This window comes from Promicromonospora sp. NPDC110617, from assembly GCF_055598465.1.
In genome coordinates this window covers 431,236-448,893 of record NZ_JBVKBM010000004.1, presented here as the reverse complement: position 1 = coordinate 448,893, position 17,658 = coordinate 431,236, and the positions used below count along the sequence as shown (strand labels likewise).

The following is a 17,658-nucleotide window of genomic DNA, read 5'->3' as shown; positions in this document are numbered from 1 at the left end:
GCGGGCGCACGCCGGACCGGCGAGTAGTGTCGGCGGCATGCTGCGGCCCCTGACCAGCCCGCCGCGACTGCGCCCGGGCGACACGGTCGCCGTCGTCGCCCCGTCCGGCCCCGTCCCGGCCGACCGGCTCGACGAGGGCGTCGCCCACCTGCGGGACTGGGGCCTCGACGTGCAGGTGATGCCCCACGTGCTGGACACGCACCCCGACCACGCCTACCTGGCGGGTCATGACGAGGCGCGGGCCGCGGACTTCCAGGAGGCCTGGCTCGACCCGGACGTCCGGGCGATCGTCACCGCACGCGGCGGCTACGGCGCCGCGCGGATGGTCGAGCTCGTCGACTGGGACGCGCTCGCCGCCACCGACCCCAAGGTGCTCGTCGGGTACAGCGACTGCACGGTGCTGCACCAGGCGGTCGCCGCGCGGCTCGGTCTGGTGTCGCTGCACGGGCCGATGTCCGGGACCATGTCGTTCCTCAAGTCCGACGTCGCTCGCGAGCACCTGCGGCGCACGCTCTTCGAGCCGGAGGCCACGCAGGTGCTCACCGGCCCGGACGCGCACACCCTGGTGGGCGGCACGGCCCGCGGCGTCACGACCGGCGGCTGCCTCTCGCTCCTGACGACGTCGGTCGGGACCGGCCCCACCACACCCACGACCTCCTCGGCCGCAGGCGGCCTCGTGCTCCTGGAGGACATCGAGGAGAAGGCCTACCGGATCGACTCGTTCCTCACGCACCTGCTGCGCGCGGGCTGGTTCGACGGCGCGGTGGGCATCGTGCTCGGGTCGTGGCAGGACTGCGAGCCGGTCGAACCGGTGGTCCTGGACCTGCTGGGCCCGCTCGGCATCCCGATCCTTGGCGAGCTCGGGTTCGGCCACGGCCCCGACCCGCTCACCGTGCCGTTCGGCGTCACCGCGGAGCTGGACGCCGACGGCGGCACGCTCACGCTGGACCACCCGGCCCTGGCGCTGCGCTGAGCCGAGCTCGACTGAGCCCGGGCCCGGGCCCGGGCCCGGGCTCAGTCGAGCTCGGCCGTCTGCCCCTCGAAGTACGTCTGCAGCACCACCGTCGTGCGCGTCGAGACCTTCGCCGTGCGCCGGATCTTGCCGAGCAGCTCCTCCAGCGCCCGCGGCGACGCCACCCGCGCGGTGAGCAGGTAGTTCGCGTTGCCCGCCACCGAGTAGCAGGACTCGATGCCGGCCATGCCGCGCAGCCGTTCGGGCGCGTCGTCCTCCTGGGCCTGGTCCAGGGGCGTGATCTCGATGAAGGCGGAGAGCGGCAGCCCCACCGCCTCCGGGTTCACGACGGCCCGGTAACCCGTGATGACGCCGCGCGCCTCCAGCTTGCGCACCCGCACCTGCACGGCGGACAGGGAGAGCCCCGAGATCTCGGACAGCACCGCCAGCGTGGTGCGCCCGTCCTTGCGCAGTGCGTCGACGAGCGCCCGGTCCACCCCGTCGAGCGGTGTCAGATCGTTGTCGGTCATCCCGCCACCTCCGCAGCTTCCAACCAGGCCGCCTCGAGCTCGTCCCGTTCGCTCACCAGGTCGCGGAGCTCCGCGTCCAGCCGCGCGACGGCCTGATAGTCGGTTGCCTGCCGCGCGATGTTCTCGTGCAGCTCGGCCTCTTTCTGGGCAATCTTCGCAAGTTGCCGTTCAATCCGGGAGACCTCCTTCTTCGCGGCGCGGATGTCGCGCTGCGAGAGCTCCTCGCTACCCGACGCCGGCGCGCCCGCCGTCGGCCCGGCCGCGCCCGCGCCGGACCCCGCGGCGGCCCCGGAACCGCCGCCCGAGCCGGAGGAGCCCGAGGCGCCCGAGGCGCCCGGCGCCTTGGCCGCCGCCCGCAGCCGCAGGTACTCCTCGACTCCCCCGGGCAGGTCGCGGATGGTCCCGTCGCCGAGGAGCGCGACCTGCCGGTCGGCGACCCGCTCCAGCAGGTACCGGTCGTGCGAGACGACGATGAGCGTGCCCGGCCAGCCGTCCAGCAGGTCCTCGACGGCGGCGAGGGTGTCGGTGTCGAGGTCGTTGGTGGGCTCGTCGAGCAGCAGCACGTTGGGCTCGGACACCAGCAGCCGCAGGAGCTGGAGCCGCCGCCGCTCGCCGCCGGAGAGGTCCCGCACCGGTGTGTACGCGCGCTCGCGCGTGAAGCCGAGCTTCTCGGTGAGCTGCGCGGCGGTGAGCTCCTTGCCGTCGACGACGACCCGGCCCTTCTCCTGCTCGATCACCTCGACGGCCTTCAGGGTCCCGAGCTCGTCGAGCTCGGCGACGTCCTGCGAGAGCTCCCGCACGTGGATGGTCTTGCCGCGCTTGACGCGTCCCGAGTCCGGCTCACGGCGACCCGCCAGGAGCGCGAGCAGCGTCGTCTTGCCGGCGCCGTTGACGCCGACGACGCCGTACCGGTCGCCGGGGCCGAGGCGCCAGGTCACGTCGTCGAACAGGACCTTGCCCGGCACCGTGACCGACACCGACTCGAGGTCCAGCACGTCCTTGCCGAGCCGCCGCGTCGCCATGCGCGTCAGCTCCATCGAGTCGCGCGGCGGCGGCTCGTCGTCGATCAGGGCGGACGCGGCGTCGAGCCGGAACTTGGGCTTGGACGTGCGGGCCGGCGCCCCGCGGCGCAGCCACGCGAGCTCCTTGCGCAGCAAGTTGTCCCGCTTCTCGGCGGCCGTCGCGGCCTGCCGGGCCCGCTCGGCGCGCGCCAGGATGTAGGCCGCGTAGCCGCCCTCGTACCCGTCGACGGCGCCGGTCCCGTCGCCGCGCACCTCCCACATGCGGGAGCAGACCTCGTCGAGGAACCAGCGGTCGTGCGTCACGACCACGAGCGCGCCCGTCGTGCCCGGGCGGCCGTACCGCTCGCGCAGGTGGGCGGCGAGCCAGGCCACGCCCTCGACGTCGAGGTGGTTGGTGGGCTCGTCGAGCAGCAGCACGTCCGGGTCCTGGACGAGCAGGGCCGCGAGCGCGACCCGGCGGCGCTGGCCGCCCGAGAGCTTCGCGACCGGGGCGTCCCAGGCGAGGTCGGCGATCAGGCCGTCGTGCACCTCGCGGACGCGGGCGTCCGAGGCCCAGACGTGGGTCTCGGCGTCGCCGTGCACGAGGTCGAGCACGGTCGCGTCCGCGGGCAGCTCGTCGCGCTGGTCCAGGAGGCCCAGGGTGGAGCCGCCCACCCGGGTGACACGGCCGCCGTCAGGCGGCGTGGCGCCCGCGAAGATGCGCAGCAGGGTGGACTTGCCCGCGCCGTTGGGGCCCACGATGCCGACGCGGTCGCCGTCGTCGAGCCCCAGCGAGACGTCCGCCAGAAGGGTCCGGGTGCCGATGGTCAACGCGATGCCGTCTGCGCCGAGAAGATGTGCCACCTACCAAGGGTAGTCGCGCGCTACGCTCACCCCGGCCGACCCTTCGACAAGCTCAGGACGGCGCGCCGACGACGCAGGAAGGACTTCGCCGCCGGCACAGCAGACGACGACGCCGAGGAGCATCCACGTGGCCCAGTTCGACATGCCGCTGCCCGAACTCGAGAAGTACACCCCGGAGGTCGACGAGCCCGCCGACTTCGACGAGTTCTGGTCGACCACGCTGGCCGAGGCCCGCACGTTCGACGACGCCCCGCAGGTGGAGCGCATCGACGTGGGACTCACCGAGATCCTGGTCGACGACGTCACGTTCGCCGGTTTCGGCGGGCACCCGGTCAAGGCGTGGCTGACGCGTCCCGCGCACGCGGCGGGCGACCTGCCCGTCGTGGTCGAGTACCAGGGCTACGGCGGCGGGCGAGGCCTGCCGCACGAGCGCATCCAGTGGGCCGCCGCGGGCTACGCGCACCTCATGATGGACACGCGCGGCCAGGGTTCGGGCTGGGGCGCGGGCGGGGACACGCCGGACCCGGTCGGGTCGGGCCCCGCGTCCCCCGGGTTCATGACCCGCGGCGTGCTGGACCCCCACGACCACTACTACCGGCGCGTCTTCACGGACGGTGTCCGCGCGGTCGACGCGGTGCGGGCGATCGACGGGCTCGACCCGGCGCGCGTGGCGCTGAGCGGCGGGAGCCAGGGCGGCGGCATCAACATCGCGGTCGCGGGCCTCGTGCCGGACGTCGTGGCCGCCATGCCGGACGTGCCGTTCCTGTGCCACTACCGCCGCGCGGTGTCGATCACGGACAACGCGCCGTACAGCGAGATCACGAAGTACCTCTCCGTGCACCGCGACCCGGCGGTCGAGGAGCAGGTCTGGCGCACCTTCTCCTACCTGGACGGGGTGTCGTTCGCCCGGCGCGCCCGCGCGGCGACGCTGTTCTCGGTGGCGCTCATGGACGCCACGTGCCCGCCGTCCACCGTGTACGCCGCGTACAACGGCTGGGGACCGGGCGGCTCCCGCGCGGTCGAGAAGGAGATCGACGTCTACCCCTACAACAACCACGAGGGCGGCGGGGACTACCGGTTCCCCCGCAAGCTCGCATGGCTGAACAAGACCGTCTGACGGCCGGGGGCCGTGGACCGGCGTCCGGACTGTCGGACACGGGCGGTACGCTCCGAGCGCACGCCCAAGACCCGGAGGTACCACCCGTGCCCGAGTACGACCTGCCGCTCGTCACGGTGGCACCGGCTGCTCCGCCCGCCACCGACGAGCCCACGGACTTCGACGCGTTCTGGGCGGCGAACCTCGCCGCGCACCGGGACATCGAGGTCGCGCCGGTCCTGACCGCGACCTTCGCCCACTCACGGGACCTCAACGCGGAGACCGTGACGTTCGCCGGCTTCGAGGGCCGCCCGGTGACGGGCTGGCTCGTCATGCCGGTCGGGTCCGCCGCGACACTGCCCGGTCTGGTCGAGCTGCGGCCGGCCGGCAAGGCCGCCGCGCGCGACCTGGAGTGGCTCGCGTCCGGCGGGTTCGCCCACCTGGTCGTCGAGGTGCCGCAGGACGACCTGGACGACCCGTACAACCGCGGCGTCTTCACGGACGCGGTCCGGGCGGTGCAGGCCCTGCGCACGCTCGAGAGCGTGGACCCGTCGCGCATCGCGGTGCTCGGCACGGGCCCCGTCGCGGCGGCGGCCGTCGCCGCGGCCGGCCTGCTGCCGGACCTCGCGTGCGCCCTGGTCGAGGGCGACATCCCGGCGGCGCACAAGGACTCCCTGGTCGCGTTCGCCCGCCGGGCGAGCACCCCGCTGCAGCTCACGCAGGGCGCGGGCGCCCAGGTGCTGCTGGAGGAGTGGGGCCGCAACGCCGCCCTGGCGCTCAGCGCGATGACGGGCACCGTCGAGCGGGTGGTCGAGTGCGCCCTGACCGCCGAGAGCAACCTGGCGACGCGGCGCACCCGCTGGATCACGCGGCACACGCACCTGACGAACGTCTTCGTCCCCCAGGTCGCGTACTGACCCGGTGCGCGCTCAGGCGCGCATCGGGGTCACGATCTGCGTGCCCGGGGCGGGCCCGGTGGCGCACCAGACCGCGTCGACGACGTCGGCCGCCGTCCACGCGGCGCCCAGCGCCAGCGCGTGCTGCCGGGACCGGCCGAGCGCCGCCACCGTGGGGCCCGACCCGGACACGACGACGCCGAGCGCGCCGGACTCCGTCGCGACCTCCAGCACGTCGGCGAGCTCGGGGCGCAGGTCGAGCGCCGGACCCTCCAGGTCGTTGTGCAGCGCCTTGCCGAGGGCCACCGCGTCACCGGCGCGCAGCGCGTGCATGATCGCGGTGTCGTCGGTGGGGGCCACACGCGGCGTCGACGGCCCGGCCAGCTCGTCGAACCGGCGGAACACGGTGGGCGTCGAGAGACCCTCCCGCTGCGTCGCGAAGCACCAGTGGAACTCGCCGCGGGTCATCGCGGGCGTGAGCAGGTCGCCCCGTCCCGTGCCGACGGCCGTGTGCCCCAGCAGCGAGAACGGCACGTCGGCGCCGAGCTCGGCGGCCAGCTCCACGAGGTCCGGGCGGGGTATGCCGGCCTCCCAGAGGGCGTCGCAGGCCACGAGCGCGGCGGCGGCGTCGGCGGACCCGCCCGCCATGCCGCCCGCAACCGGCACACCCTTGGTGATGTGCAGCTGGACGTCGTCCGGCAGGCCCGTGCGCTCGGCCAGCAGCGCGGCGGCGCGCCACGCGAGGTTGGTCTCGTCGGTCGGGACGGCGTCGGCCTGCGGGCCCGAGACCGTCAGCGAGATGCCGGCGCCGGGTGCCACCTGGGTCGCCGTCACCTCCTCGAACAGGGAGACGGCCTGGAAGATCGTCGCGAGCGGGTGGTAGCCGTCGTCGCCGACGGGACCCACGCGCAGCCCGAGGTTGACCTTCCCGGGCGCGCGGACCCGGACCGACGGCGGTGGGGCCGCTGAAAGGCGCGGGATCACTCGTCCCCCTCCTCTCGCTGATCGAGCTCGTCGAGATCCGAGGCCTCGACAGGCTCGACCGACGAGGTCGCGGAAAGCCGCTCCGCGATGCGCGCGAACTGCTCGACGACGAGCGTCTCACCCCGGGCGCCCGGGTCCACGCCGGCGGCCCGGAGCGCCGCCTCCGCGGCGGCGCCGGAGCCGAACACCCCGGACAGGGCGGCGCGCAGCGTCTTGCGGCGCTGCGCGAACGCGGCGTCCACGACGGCGAAGACCTGCTCGCGCGAGGCGGTGGTCGACGGCGGGTCCCGGCGCTCGAGGTACACGAGCGCGGAGTCGACGTTGGGCGCGGGCCAGAAGACGTTGCGCCCGATGGTCCCGGCGCGGCGGGCCGACGCGTACCACGCGGCCTTCACCGACGGGATGCCGTAGATCTTGGAGCCCGGGACGGCGGCGATCCGGTCGGCCACCTCGGCCTGCACCATCACGAGCACGCGTTCGAGCGAGGCGAACCGCTGCAGCATGGTGAGCAGCACCGGGACGGCCACGTTGTATGGGAGGTTCGCGACGAGCGCCGTCGGCGGCTCACCGGGCAGCGCCGTGACGTCCAGCGCGTCGGACAGCACCACCTCGAAGTCGGCGCCCGGGACCCGGGTCCGCACGGTGTCGGTGATCTGCCCGGCCAGGACCGGGTCGATCTCGATCGCCACGACGGAGGCGCCGGCCTCCACGAGGCCCAGCGTCAGGGAGCCCAGCCCGGGCCCGACCTCGACCACCCGCTCGCCGGGCCGGAGCCCCGCGGTGCGCACGATCTTGCGGACGGTGCCGCCGTCGTGCAGGAAGTTCTGGCCGAGCGTCTTGGTGGGCCGGACGCCCAAGCGCCCTGCCAGGTCGCGGATCTCCGCGGGTCCGAGCAGGGCGCTTGAGGTGTCGTTCATGCAGGTGAGCCTAACTGGAGAATGTCGCAGTCAGCGGATCAGTACCAACCCACCGACTCCGAGTGGCCCCACGCACCGCACGGCGTGCCGTAGCGGTCCGCGATGTAGCCGAGGCCCCACTTGATCTGCGTGGCCGGGTTGGTGGCCCAGTCCGCGCCCGCCGAGCCCATCTTGGAGCCCGGCAGCGCCTGCGGGATGCCGTAGGCGCCCGAGGACGGGTTGGCCGCCTGGTAGTTCCAGCCGGACTCGCGCTCCCAGAGGGCCTCGAGGCAGGTCCACTCCGAGCCGGTCCAGCCGCGGGCGGCGGCCAGCTGCTGGCCGATCTCCTTGACGGAGCCGGACGGCGCCGGGGTGCTGCTCTCGGTGCTGGTCTCCTCGACGGTGACCTTCTTCTCCACCGGGCGCTCCTTGGTGCCCTCGACGATCACGCCGGTGACCGGCTTCCTGGTCACCTTGTTCGAGAGCTCCTTGCGGGCGACGACCTCGCCGTCGACCGTACGGAGCTGGACGATGCGCGTGCGCACGCCGTCCTTGCCCGCGGTGCGGACGTGGTCGCCCTCGTCCGCGTAGCGGTTCTTGTCCTGGACGGTCTTCACCTCGTGGTCCACGTCGAACCGCTGGGTGACCTTCTTGGTCTCGACCCGCTGCACCTGGACGGCGACGTCGGCGCCGGCCTTCTCGGCGGCCTTGGCCGACTTCGCGTCGATCGCCTTGTCGTCGGCCAGCGTGGCCACGGGGACGATGTTCACGAGGTCGTCCTTGTCGAGCTCGACCTCCAGGCCGTTGAGCACGCTGTCGACGCCGTCGGCGTGGTCCTCGACCACACGGGTCTTGCCGTCCGCCACCACGGCGACGGGGCCGTCGTCGTTCAGGCGGAGCGGGAGCGAGGCGCGGTCGCCGGAGCGGGACGCCACCAGGGCGACGTCGCCGCCGCGCTCGGCGAGGGTCGTCAGGGCCTCGCCGGCGTCGGTCACGGTGACCCAGACGTCGCGCTGGTCGCCGCCGTCGGACATGGTGACCTGGCGGGCGTAGCGGACGACCACCTGGTCGCCGTCGGACAGCTTCGCGTCGGTGCCGGGGGCGACGACGTCGCGCTCGCCCAGACGGACGCCCTGCGACTCGAGCATGCCCTGCACGGAACCGGAGTAGGTGGTGATGGTCTTGGTGGTGCCGTCGACGTCGAGCGTGACGGTCTTGCGCGCCTCCGCGAAGGCGACGGAGCCGGAAGCGGCGATCGCCACGGCTGCAAGGCCGGCGACCAGGGGCCAGCGACGGCGACGCTTCGAGAGGGTCGTCTGAGGGTTCGGGGCCTCGGACTCTGAGTTGATGCTGGGGATGGAGCCAGAACTCTGCTGCTCAGAACGGGGGTTCACTCGTGTCCAGTCGTCGGACGTCCCGGGCACGGGCGGCGAGCCAGGGGGCGCGCGCTCGCGCGAGCGTCCCCACCACGATTCGGCCTGGGGGCCTGGGCGACTCTTGCGAGCCGTCGCGGTCTCGACCGGCCGATCCGGCGGTCTCGCACTGATCACGAGGTTCCGTTCTCAGTGCCGCCCTGCCACCGTTCGGGCGCTGTGGCCTACACCACTGAGCGCCCTCCCGCCAGCGAGGACAACCGAACGTAACTGATCCGTTATCGTCCGGCCAAGTTTCTCGGTGCTATCGGGGTGTGTTGTCGGTCACTCGTCTAGGACAACCGTCCAACTCACTCCCCGTGTCAGACGTACAGGTCACTCGGATGACCTGTACGTCTGACACGTGGGGAGGAGGTCAGAGCAGGCCGAGCTTCGCGGCGCAGCCGGGCCACTGTCCCCAGCCGGACTGCGCCTGGAGCTTCTGGGCCCGCATGGTCTGCTCGGCGGCCGAGGCGTCCGACGGGAGGCCGGAACCGCCCATCGCCACCCACGTCTGCTGCGAGAACTGGTACAGGCCGTAGTAACCGTTGCCGGTGTTGGTGGTGGGATCGCCGCCCGACTCGCACTGCGCGAGCTGGGCCCAGACACCGGTCGTCGCGACCACGTCGGACTTCGGCTCCGGCGCCGGGGCGGCCTTCTGGGCCGGCTCCTTCGCGACAGGCTGCGGCTCTGGTTCGGGCGCCGGTTCGGGCTTCGGCGCCGGCCGGTCCTTGGTGCCGTACACGGTCACCTGGTCGACGGGCTTGCGCTCGACCTTCGAGGAGCGCTTGTCCCGCTTGACGACCTCGCCGTCCACGGTCGTGACGTCCCACGTCGTGACGCGCTTGCCCACGACACCCTTGGTCGCCACGTACGGGTCGAGGTCCTCGTACCGGTCCGGGTCCGCGGTCCGCACCTTGTCGAAGGACAGGCGGGTCACGGTCTTCTGGACCGAGCTCCGCACCTGCTCGACGACGACGGACAGCGTCGCGACGCCCGGGTCCGCCGACGCGTCGGACGCGCCGTCCGACCTCTTGACGGTGACCCGGTCGTCCGCGTCGACCGCCACGTCGTGCTCGGCGAGCAGGTCGTCGAGCTGCGCGGCGCCGTCGGCCACCCGCTGGGTCTTGCCGCCGACGACCAGGTTCACCGGGCTGTCGGCGTCGAGTCGCAACGGGAGGGTCACGCGGCCGCCGGAGCGGGACGGGACCAGCGCGACGTCGTCGGCCCGCTCGGAGAGCGTGGCGAGCGCCTCGTCGGCGTCGAGCGCGGTGACCCAGGTCGTGCGCCGCTCGCCGTCGGCCTGGAGGGTGATCTCGTGGCCGTAGCGGACCACGACCATGCCACCGTCGCGGAGGGGGCCGCCGGGCGTCACCGCGTCGCGGTCGGTGACGTCGACGCCCTCGTCGGCCAGCAGGCCGGCGACGTCGCCCTGGAAGGTCTCGACGGTCGTGACCTTGCCGTCCACGTCCAGCGTGACGGTCTTGTGGGCCGAACCGTAGGCGGTGATGCCACCGGCGCCGGCGACCGCGATGGCCGCGGCCCCCGCGAGGAGGGCGGCTCTGCGGTGGCGCTTGCGGGGCGGGGCCGGGTCGGGGGAGCCCGGCGGGGTGAGGGGGTGAACCGTTGTGGGCGGTTCGAAGATCTCGGTGATGCCGACGTCGGAGCCGGCCTCAGGGGTGGGGGGCAGTTCGCTGGGGATGCCCTGAGCTGGGTGGGGAGATGACACGCGGGTCCAGTCCTCGCGCGGTCCGGGCACGGAGGCCGGGACGGTACGAGTCGCACGCACCTCCCGCGCGGGGGCGCGGGCCCGACCGGCCGATCCGGCGGTCCCAGAGACCGTAACCCTGCCGTTATCAAATGCAAGCCTATCCGCGAAATACACCTTGGAAAGGTCGGGATAGATCCTTAAATATCCCAAATGTTCCAGGGTGAAAAATGGTCCGCTCAGTACCAGCCGATCTCCACCGAGTGCGCCCACGCACCGCACGGCGTGCCGTAGCGACCCGAGATGTAGCCCAGTCCCCACTCGATCTGGGTGGCCGGGTTGGTGAGCCAGTCGCTGCCGACCGTGGCCATCTTGGAGCCCGGGTTCGCCTGGGCGATGCCGTACGCCGAGCTGCTGGGGTTGTCGGCGTTCCAGCGCCAGCCGCTCTCCTTCTGCCAGAGCTGGTCCAGGCAGGAGAACTCGTCGGCGCCCCAGCCGCGCTCGGCCGCCATCGCCTGGCCCAGGGCCCGCGCCGAACCCGGGTCCACGGGTGCGGTGGCCACGTCCATGGTCCCCACCACGAGCACCTCGTTCACGGGCTCGCGCGTGACCTTGCGGTCCACCACGGTGCGCTCGACCACGGCACCGCCCACCGTCTTGACCTCGTACGTCACCTTCGCCTCGCCGGCGATGCCCGCGGTGCGGATCGACTCGTAGCCCTCGGGGAGGCTCGAGTCCTCGACCGTCTCGGTCTCGAACGGCACCACCTCGGTCACCGTGCGCGACGACGACGCGTCGCGGCTGACCATGATGATCATCCCGTCGACGGCGGCGGCGTCGAGCGGCACGGACGTGACGTCGCCGTCGGCCAGCGAGATCCCGGCCTCGTCGAACACGGAGCGCACGGTCGACCGGGTGGTGCTGAACTCGAGCACCGAGCCGTCCACGGCGATGCTGACCTTCTTGACCGTAGAGAACCGGACCGGGTCGCGGTCGAGCTGCGTGGTCCGGGAGGCCGTGGCGAGGGCGCCGTCGCCGCGCGGCCCGAGGGCCGCCAGCAGCTCGCCGACCGTGCCCGCGGTGGTGCGCAGCGTGATCACCTGGCCGTCGAGCTCGACGGTGACGTTCCGGCTGGTGCGGACCACCACGGTGTTGCCGGGGCCGACGCCGGACGTGGCGGACGGCTGCACCACGTCGTCGGGCTGCAGCTCGATGTGCTGCGACGCCAGCGCCTCGGCGACCGTGTCGCCGTACACGCCGAGCGTGCGGACGTCGCCGTTGTAGTCGATCGTCAGGGTCGTCGCGTTGGCCGTGTACATGCCGGCGACGCCGGCGAGCACGCCGACGACGGCACCACGAACCAGCCAGCGGGCCGGTCTGCTTGCGAGCCACGGCCGTGCGTACCTCACCACGAGCACCAGACCGTAACGGAACAAACCTCGCAGCAAAAGGCGTGGGGATATGAAATCAAATGCCGCTTTCTTCCGCCCAATGCGCCATTCTTACCAGGTGCCGTAGACGCGCTCCGCGTTGGCACCGATGTCGGCGCACAGCACCCCGAGGTCTTCCCCCAGGTGGGCCGCCATGCCGCGCACCGTGTGGGCCGCCGCGAACGGGGCGTTCGGCTGCCCCCGGTAGGGGTGCGGCGTGAGGTACGGGGCGTCGGTCTCCAGGAGGATCAGCTCGCGCGGCGCCACGGCCAGGGCCGCGCGCAGGTGGTCGTTGGCCTTGAACGTGATCGGTCCCGCGAACGACAGGTACCAGCCGTGCTCGGCACAGACGCGGGCCATCTCGGCATCGCCGCTGTAGCAGTGGAAGACGGTGCGCTCGGGCGCGCCGTCGGCCAGGAGGACCTCGATGACCTGGGCGTGCGCGTCGCGGTCGTGGATCTGCAGGGCCAGGCCCAGCTCCTTGGCCAGCGCGATGTGCGCGCGGAAGGCGTCCCGCTGGGCCTGCTCGCCGCGCGGGCCCGTGCGGAAGAGGTCCATGCCCGTCTCGCCGATCGCGCGGATGCGGTCGTTGCCCTTGGCCAGGTCGGCGATCTCGGCGACGGCGTCGTCGAGCCCTACGGTGTGCCGCTCCTCCGGCTCGGGCGTGAGCCCGTCCGGCCCCACCTCGAGCACCCCTGCGTGCAGGGTCGCCTCGTTCGGATGGATCGCGACGGCGCCCAGCACCCGCTCGTCCTGCCGGACGAGGGCGTCCGTCCAGCGGGCCGACGGGAGGTCGCAGCCCACCTGGACCACCCGGTCGACGCCTGCTGCCGCGGCGCGCACCAGGTGGTCCGCGACGGACGGTGGCCAGTCGCCCCGCTCGCCCTCCGGCGCCACGCCGGGCAGCACCGCGGCGATGTGGTCGAGGTGGGTGTGGTTGTCGACGACCGGGACGGGCAGCGGCTCCGGGTCGGTCGGGAACCCGCGCTCGCGTGTGCGCTTCGCCATCGCCGGGCTCAGGCCGCGGTGTCGTCGAGGCGCGGGAACAGGGCAGCGCCCTTCGTCACGGTGGTGCCGGCCGGGAGCACCCCGAACGTCGCCGCGCCGGCGAGCGGCTGGGCGTCGAGCGCCCCGAGCGAGGCCTCCGCGCCGAGCAGCTCCCAGAGCCCGGCCGCGGCCTTCGGCGTGATCGGGTTGAGCAGCACGGCGAGCGAGCGCAGCGCCTCCGTCGCGGTCACGAGCGACGTCGCCAGGCGGCCGCCGTCCACCCCCGCGCCGGCCTCGTCGGTCTCGCCCGGCTCCTTGGCGAGCTTCCAGGGCTGCGTCTCGGCGAGGTACCCGTTCGTCGCGTCCACGAGCGTCCAGACCGCGGCGACCGCGTCGTGGATGGCGAGCCGGTCGATCGCCGCCTCGGCGTCGCGCACTGCCTGGGCCGCCACCCGGGCAAGTCCCGTCTCGGCGTCGGTGAGGCTGCCCGGGGTGGGCAGGGAACCGCCGAAGTACTTGCCGATCATCGCGGCAGTCCGGGACGCGAGGTTGCCGAAACCGTTGGCGAGCTCGCCGTTGTAGCGGGCGGTCATGTCCTCCCAGGAGAACGAGCCGTCGCCGCCGAACGCGATGGTGCGCATGAAGTAGTAGCGGAACGCGTCCGAGCCGAAGGTGTCGATGATGTCGGACGGCGCGATGCCCGTGAGCTTGGACTTGCTCATCTTCTCGCCGCCGACCAGCAGCCAGCCGTGCGCGAACACGGTCTTCGGCAGCGGCAGGCCCGCGGCCATGAGCATGGCCGGCCAGATCACCGCGTGGAACCGCAGGATGTCCTTGCCCACGAGGTGCACGTCGGCCGGCCAGGTCCGGGCGAACTGCTCCTTGCGCTCCGGGTCGTCGCTGTCGAGGCCCACGGCCGTGGCGTAGTTCAGGAGCGCGTCGAACCAGACGTAGAGCACGTGGGAGGAGTCCCACGGGATCGGCACGCCCCAGTCGAACGTCGAGCGCGAGATCGAGAGGTCCTGCAGCCCCTGCTTCACGAAGCTCACGACCTCGTTGCGGGCCGACGCCGGCTGCACGAACTCGGGGTGCTCCTCGTAGAGGGCGAGCAGCCGGTCGGCGTACTCGCTCATCCGGAAGAAGTAGTTCTGCTCGGACAGCATCTCGACCGGCCTGCCGTGGATGGAGCAGACCTTCTGACCCTCGTACTCGCCCGTGCCGTCGAGCAGGTCGCCCGGGAGCTTGTACTCCTCGCAGTCCACGCAGTACGGCCCCTCGTAGGAGCCCTCGTAGATCCCGCCCTTGTCGTACAGACCCTGGAGGAAGGCCTGCACCGCGGTCTCGTGCCGCTCCTCCGTGGTGCGGATGAAGTCGTCGTTGCGCACGTCGAGGGTCTCCAGCACCGGCTTCCAGGCCGTCTCGACCAGCCGGTCCGCCCAGTCCTGCGGGGTCACGCCGTTGGCCTCCGCGGTGCGCAGCACCTTCTCGCCGTGCTCGTCGGTGCCGGTGAGGAACCAGACGTTCTCCTGGCGCTGGCGGTGCCAGCGTGTCACGACATCGGCGGCGACCGTCGTGTACGCGTGCCCGATGTGGGGGGCGTCGTTCACGTAGTAGATCGGCGTCGTGAGGTAGAAGGTCTTCTCGGCTTCCGGCATGAGTCCATCGTAGGTGCGCGGTCCAGCCCGATCTGCGCGTCCGGGGCGTCGTGGTGCGGCCGCGACGGTTGCCGAGCGGCGCCGCTCTGGAGCTCAGCGGACGACGGCGGGGTCGACCTCGTCGGCCCAGTCGAGGAAGCGCCCGACGATCTCCTTCCGCCAGTCCTCGCCGACCTCGTACGCCTCGAACGACTCCGGGCTCTTGCCCTGGACCGAACGGAACCGATCCGCCAGCATCACCCGGTCGAACGGCAGCGACTCCTGCTCGTCACCGATCGCCAGGACCTCGTCACGGGTGAAGCGCCCGGAGCCCACGACGGCGTCGATGTCGATGAAGTCACGTGTCTCACCCCGGGACCACAGGGCGCTCATCTTCCCGGCGACGGCGTCGCGGACGTCGAGCACCGGCCCGACGGCCAGCTGCGAGGGAAGGAACGCGCGGTAGTTCGCGCCGAGCTGGACGTCGCTCGACTCGCCTGTGACAGGGTCCGTGACGTTCACGTCGGCGAACGTCCGCCCGATCAGGTTGTCGCGCACGTCCAGACCGGCGGCCAGGAACGCCGCGCGGAGCTTCGCCACTGAGACGACGAAGACATCGGGCTCGAACACGTTCGTGAACAGGTCCACGTCGTTGGACGGCCGGTCGCCGATGCCGTTCGCGGAGATCGCGTAACCGCCCGCCAGCGCGAAGCCATAACCCTCCAGCGCCTCCAGGCCGATCGTGGCGAGGCGCTCGTGAAAGGGGAGCATCAGGCGGCTCCCGCGACCTTCGAACGGGCCGCCAGCTCCGGGAACCTCGACTCCCAGACCGCACGACACCGGCCCGGGAGATTCAGGGACGGCCAGAGGCGCAACAGCTCGGACCGGTTCAGCACGGCCCGGTGGTCCGGCACGAAACCGTCGCGGACGGTCGCGCTGTACAGCTCCAGCTTCCGCGCTCTCCGCGCGAGGTCGTACGTCGGGTCCAGGCTCGTGTCGATGTGCGGCCCCACGGTGACGATCCCGGTGCTCGGCCCCCGCAGCTCCTCCAGGGACTCCGGGGTGACGTACGGGATGTGGTCGGCGTAGACGTAACCGCGTGGCACCGTCCGGTACGCGCCAGGTTCTGCGGACATCCTGTTCACCCCTCTCGATCGGCAGTGGTTCGAGCCTACGACGAGGCCCCTTCCCGGCAGCCAGGATATCCACAGCCCTAGACGTCTGCCAGTGGATACTCCCCGAGCCGGCTGCCCCGCCGGCCGGTCAACCCGCCGGCGTCAGCGTGACCCGCAGCAGCCGGTCGTCGACGAGCCGGCCGTCCTCGGTCGCCGGCTCGCCCCGGCCGTCCGTGTTGCCGGTCAGGACGAACAGCTCGCCGTCGTCGCCGGCCTGGACCGCGCGCAGCCGCCCGTACTCCCCTGCCAGCAGCTCCTGCGGCTCGCCGAAGCCGGGGCTCGCGCCGTCGGCGACGTCCTGCGCCGTGCCGAGCAGCGGCACGCGCCACAGCCGCTCCCCGCGCAGGGCCGCCAGGTACACGGCCTCGTCGGTGACGGCGATGCCCGACGGCGACGCCTCCGACGTCGGCCACCAGGCGACCGGGTCGACGAACCCGGCCCGCTCCCCCGGCCCCTCGACGTCCGGCCAGCCGTAGTTGCCACCCGCCTCGATCACGTTCAGCTCGTCCAGCTCGTCCTGCCCGAACTCGCTCGCGAACATCCGGCCGCTCGCGTCCCAGCCGAGGCCCTGCACGTTGCGGTGTCCCAGGGACCACACCGGCGAGCCGGGGTCCGGGTTGCCCGGCGCGGGCTCGCCGTCGGTGGTGACACGCAGGATCTTGCCGCCCAGCGACTCCGGGTCCTGCGCGTTCGCCGGGTTCCCGGCGTCGCCGGTCGCGACGTACAGGTACCCGTCCGGGCCGAGCGCGATCCGGCCGCCGTTGTGGTTGGACGCGCTCGGGATGCCGTCGAGGATCGTGGTGACGTCGCGCAGCGTCATGCCGTCGAGGTCGAGCTCGGCGCGCAGCACCGCGTTGTCCTCCGCGCCGGTGCGGTACAGGAAGACCGTGAACGTCGGCCCGGTGTCCTCCGGGTCCACGGCCACGCCGAGCAGCCCGCCCTCGCCGCCGGGCATCGTCTGGTCGGCCAGGTCCTGGGCGCCCCCGGACGAGTCCAGCGGTGCGACGTCCCCGTTCGGGTGCACCACGGCGAGCGCCGCGTCGTCCCGCATCGTGACCAGGAACCGCCCGCCGGGCAGCGGGGCGATACCCCACGGGACCGGGAGCTCCTGGGCCACCACCTCGGCCTCGGCGGTCACCCCGCCGTCCCAGGGGTCCGCACCGTTCGCGCCCGACGGCGCCGCCGTGCTCGCCTCCGCGGTCGGGCTCGGCGAGGCGGTCGGGCTCGGCGACACGACGCCGGGCTCGGCCGACCCGCTGCACCCGGCCAGCCCCGCGACCAGCACGAACGCGGGCAGAGCCCAGGTCAGCAGGTGCCGGCGCACCCCGGCGTCAGTGTCCACTCCCCCATCCAAGCACCCCGCGCGTGCCGGGGTGAGGCGTGGCGATCGGCAGTCCGTCAGGTGATCGGCACTCCGGGGTGCCGATCATGTGACGAACTACCGACCACCGGGGGGTACCTCGTCCCACCCGCGCAGTGGAAGAGTGAGTCCTATGAGCCTTGCCGAGTCCTCGCCCGAGCTGCGGGCCCTCATCGTCGTCGACGTGCAGCCCACGTTCTGCGAGGGAGGTGAGCTCGCCACGGAGGGCGCGAACGAGATCGCGCACCGCGTCGCCGCCTACGCCGCCGCCCACCGGGACCGGTACACGACCGTGGTGACCACCCAGGACTGGCACATCGACCCGGGCGAGCACTTCAGCGACACCCCCGACTTCGTCGACTCGTGGCCGCCGCACGGCGTCGCCGGCTCACCGAACGCCGAGCTGCACCCCGCGCTGGCCGACCTCGCGCCGGACGCCAAGCTGCTGAAGGGCCAGTACTCGCACGGGTACTCCGGCTTCGACGGCGCGGACGAGCACGGCCGCAGCCTCGCCACCGTCCTGTCGGACGCCGGGGTCACCGCCGTCGACGTCGTGGGCCTCGTCCAGTCGCACTGCGTGAAGCACACCGCGCTCGACGCCCGCCGCGCCGGGCTGCACGCCCGCGTGCTGACCGACCTGACCATCCCGGTCTCGCCGGAGCAGGGCGAAGCCGCCGAGAAGGAGCTGACGGCCGCGGGCGTCGACCTCCGCGACTCCTCGGCCCTCTGACGC

Annotated in this window: 16 protein-coding genes; 4 read left to right on the top strand and 12 right to left on the bottom strand. The window is 72.8% G+C overall.

Going from position 1 to position 17,658, the window contains the following annotated elements; translation table 11 throughout:
- The first annotated feature begins 37 nt into the window (after positions 1 to 37).
- A complete protein-coding gene (locus tag ACZ7LE_RS23835; protein ID WP_470405698.1) occupies positions 38 to 973 on the top strand; it encodes a S66 peptidase family protein in 936 nt (311 codons plus the stop codon).
- A gap of 41 nt (positions 974 to 1,014) precedes the next feature.
- On the opposite strand, the gene ACZ7LE_RS23830 is transcribed toward ACZ7LE_RS23835, so the two are convergent.
- Entirely contained in the window at positions 1,015 to 1,482 is a 468-nt protein-coding gene (locus ACZ7LE_RS23830) for an Lrp/AsnC family transcriptional regulator (RefSeq protein WP_377227827.1), read from the bottom strand.
- Entirely contained in the window at positions 1,479 to 3,347 is a 1,869-nt protein-coding gene (locus tag ACZ7LE_RS23825) for an ABC-F family ATP-binding cassette domain-containing protein (protein WP_470405697.1), read from the bottom strand. The genes ACZ7LE_RS23830 and ACZ7LE_RS23825 overlap by 4 nt, the downstream gene beginning before the upstream one ends.
- Before the next feature lie 127 nt (positions 3,348 to 3,474).
- Here ACZ7LE_RS23825 and ACZ7LE_RS23820 point away from each other — a divergent pair, with 127 nt between their 5' ends.
- Both ACZ7LE_RS23820 and ACZ7LE_RS23815 read left to right on the top strand, forming a co-directional pair.
- Complete coding sequence (locus ACZ7LE_RS23820; protein WP_470405696.1) at positions 3,475 to 4,464, top strand: acetylxylan esterase; 990 nt, start codon at positions 3,475 to 3,477, stop codon at positions 4,462 to 4,464.
- 86 nt (positions 4,465 to 4,550) lie between these two features.
- Positions 4,551 to 5,360 carry an acetylxylan esterase gene (locus ACZ7LE_RS23815; protein ID WP_470405695.1) on the top strand — a complete coding sequence of 270 codons (810 nt, stop codon included), beginning with the start codon at positions 4,551 to 4,553 and terminating at the stop codon, positions 5,358 to 5,360.
- Between the two features lie 12 nt (positions 5,361 to 5,372).
- On the opposite strand, the gene ACZ7LE_RS23810 is transcribed toward ACZ7LE_RS23815, so the two are convergent.
- The 10 genes from ACZ7LE_RS23810 to ACZ7LE_RS23765 all read right to left on the bottom strand — a co-directional run bounded on the left by ACZ7LE_RS23810 (position 5,373) and on the right by ACZ7LE_RS23765 (position 16,907).
- Positions 5,373 to 6,323, bottom strand: coding sequence for a 4-(cytidine 5'-diphospho)-2-C-methyl-D-erythritol kinase (locus ACZ7LE_RS23810; protein WP_470405694.1), 951 nt, complete (start codon positions 6,321 to 6,323; stop codon positions 5,373 to 5,375).
- On the bottom strand, positions 6,320 to 7,240 hold the full coding sequence (gene rsmA, locus ACZ7LE_RS23805; RefSeq protein WP_470405693.1) for a 16S rRNA (adenine(1518)-N(6)/adenine(1519)-N(6))-dimethyltransferase RsmA: 921 nt from the start codon (positions 7,238 to 7,240) through the stop codon (positions 6,320 to 6,322). The genes ACZ7LE_RS23810 and rsmA overlap by 4 nt, the downstream gene beginning before the upstream one ends.
- Before the next feature lie 38 nt (positions 7,241 to 7,278).
- Positions 7,279 to 8,481, bottom strand: coding sequence for an aggregation-promoting factor C-terminal-like domain-containing protein (locus ACZ7LE_RS23800; RefSeq protein WP_470405692.1), 1,203 nt, complete (start codon positions 8,479 to 8,481; stop codon positions 7,279 to 7,281).
- 526 nt (positions 8,482 to 9,007) lie between these two features.
- Complete coding sequence (locus tag ACZ7LE_RS23795) at positions 9,008 to 10,360, bottom strand: transglycosylase family protein (RefSeq protein WP_470405691.1); 1,353 nt, start codon at positions 10,358 to 10,360, stop codon at positions 9,008 to 9,010.
- 218 nt (positions 10,361 to 10,578) lie between these two features.
- On the bottom strand, positions 10,579 to 11,748 hold the full coding sequence (locus ACZ7LE_RS23790; RefSeq protein ID WP_470405690.1) for an aggregation-promoting factor C-terminal-like domain-containing protein: 1,170 nt from the start codon (positions 11,746 to 11,748) through the stop codon (positions 10,579 to 10,581).
- 93 nt (positions 11,749 to 11,841) lie between these two features.
- Positions 11,842 to 12,777: a TatD family hydrolase gene (locus ACZ7LE_RS23785; protein WP_470405689.1), complete on the bottom strand. Its 936-nt coding sequence runs from the start codon at positions 12,775 to 12,777 to the stop codon at positions 11,842 to 11,844.
- Positions 12,778 to 12,785: 8 nt separating this feature from the next.
- Positions 12,786 to 14,411 carry a methionine--tRNA ligase gene (gene metG, locus ACZ7LE_RS23780; RefSeq protein ID WP_470405688.1) on the bottom strand — a complete coding sequence of 542 codons (1,626 nt, stop codon included), beginning with the start codon at positions 14,409 to 14,411 and terminating at the stop codon, positions 12,786 to 12,788.
- A 93-nt stretch (positions 14,412 to 14,504) separates the two neighbouring features.
- Positions 14,505 to 15,161: a hypothetical protein gene (locus tag ACZ7LE_RS23775; RefSeq protein WP_470405687.1), complete on the bottom strand. Its 657-nt coding sequence runs from the start codon at positions 15,159 to 15,161 to the stop codon at positions 14,505 to 14,507.
- Complete coding sequence (locus ACZ7LE_RS23770) at positions 15,161 to 15,526, bottom strand: hypothetical protein (protein ID WP_470405686.1); 366 nt, start codon at positions 15,524 to 15,526, stop codon at positions 15,161 to 15,163. The genes ACZ7LE_RS23775 and ACZ7LE_RS23770 overlap by 1 nt, the downstream gene beginning before the upstream one ends.
- Before the next feature lie 127 nt (positions 15,527 to 15,653).
- Positions 15,654 to 16,907, bottom strand: coding sequence for a PQQ-dependent sugar dehydrogenase (locus tag ACZ7LE_RS23765; protein WP_470405685.1), 1,254 nt, complete (start codon positions 16,905 to 16,907; stop codon positions 15,654 to 15,656).
- 151 nt (positions 16,908 to 17,058) lie between these two features.
- Here ACZ7LE_RS23765 and ACZ7LE_RS23760 point away from each other — a divergent pair, with 151 nt between their 5' ends.
- Complete coding sequence (locus tag ACZ7LE_RS23760) at positions 17,059 to 17,655, top strand: isochorismatase family protein (RefSeq protein WP_470405684.1); 597 nt, start codon at positions 17,059 to 17,061, stop codon at positions 17,653 to 17,655.
- The last annotated feature ends 3 nt before the right edge of the window (positions 17,656 to 17,658 follow it).

Bases quoted from the DNA above. Each gene is read 5' to 3' on its own strand.
- ACZ7LE_RS23835 (WP_470405698.1), top strand. From the start codon at position 38: ATGCTGCGGCCCCTGACCAGCCCGCCGCGACTGCGCCCGGGCGACACG.
- ACZ7LE_RS23830 (WP_377227827.1), bottom strand. From the start codon at position 1,482: ATGACCGACAACGATCTGACACCGCTCGACGGGGTGGACCGGGCGCTC.
- rsmA (WP_470405693.1), bottom strand. From the start codon at position 7,240: ATGAACGACACCTCAAGCGCCCTGCTCGGACCCGCGGAGATCCGCGAC.
- ACZ7LE_RS23785 (WP_470405689.1), bottom strand. From the start codon at position 12,777: ATGGCGAAGCGCACACGCGAGCGCGGGTTCCCGACCGACCCGGAGCCG.
- metG (WP_470405688.1), bottom strand. From the start codon at position 14,411: ATGCCGGAAGCCGAGAAGACCTTCTACCTCACGACGCCGATCTACTAC.
- ACZ7LE_RS23775 (WP_470405687.1), bottom strand. From the start codon at position 15,161: ATGCTCCCCTTTCACGAGCGCCTCGCCACGATCGGCCTGGAGGCGCTG.
- ACZ7LE_RS23770 (WP_470405686.1), bottom strand. From the start codon at position 15,526: ATGTCCGCAGAACCTGGCGCGTACCGGACGGTGCCACGCGGTTACGTC.
- ACZ7LE_RS23760 (WP_470405684.1), top strand. From the start codon at position 17,059: ATGAGCCTTGCCGAGTCCTCGCCCGAGCTGCGGGCCCTCATCGTCGTC.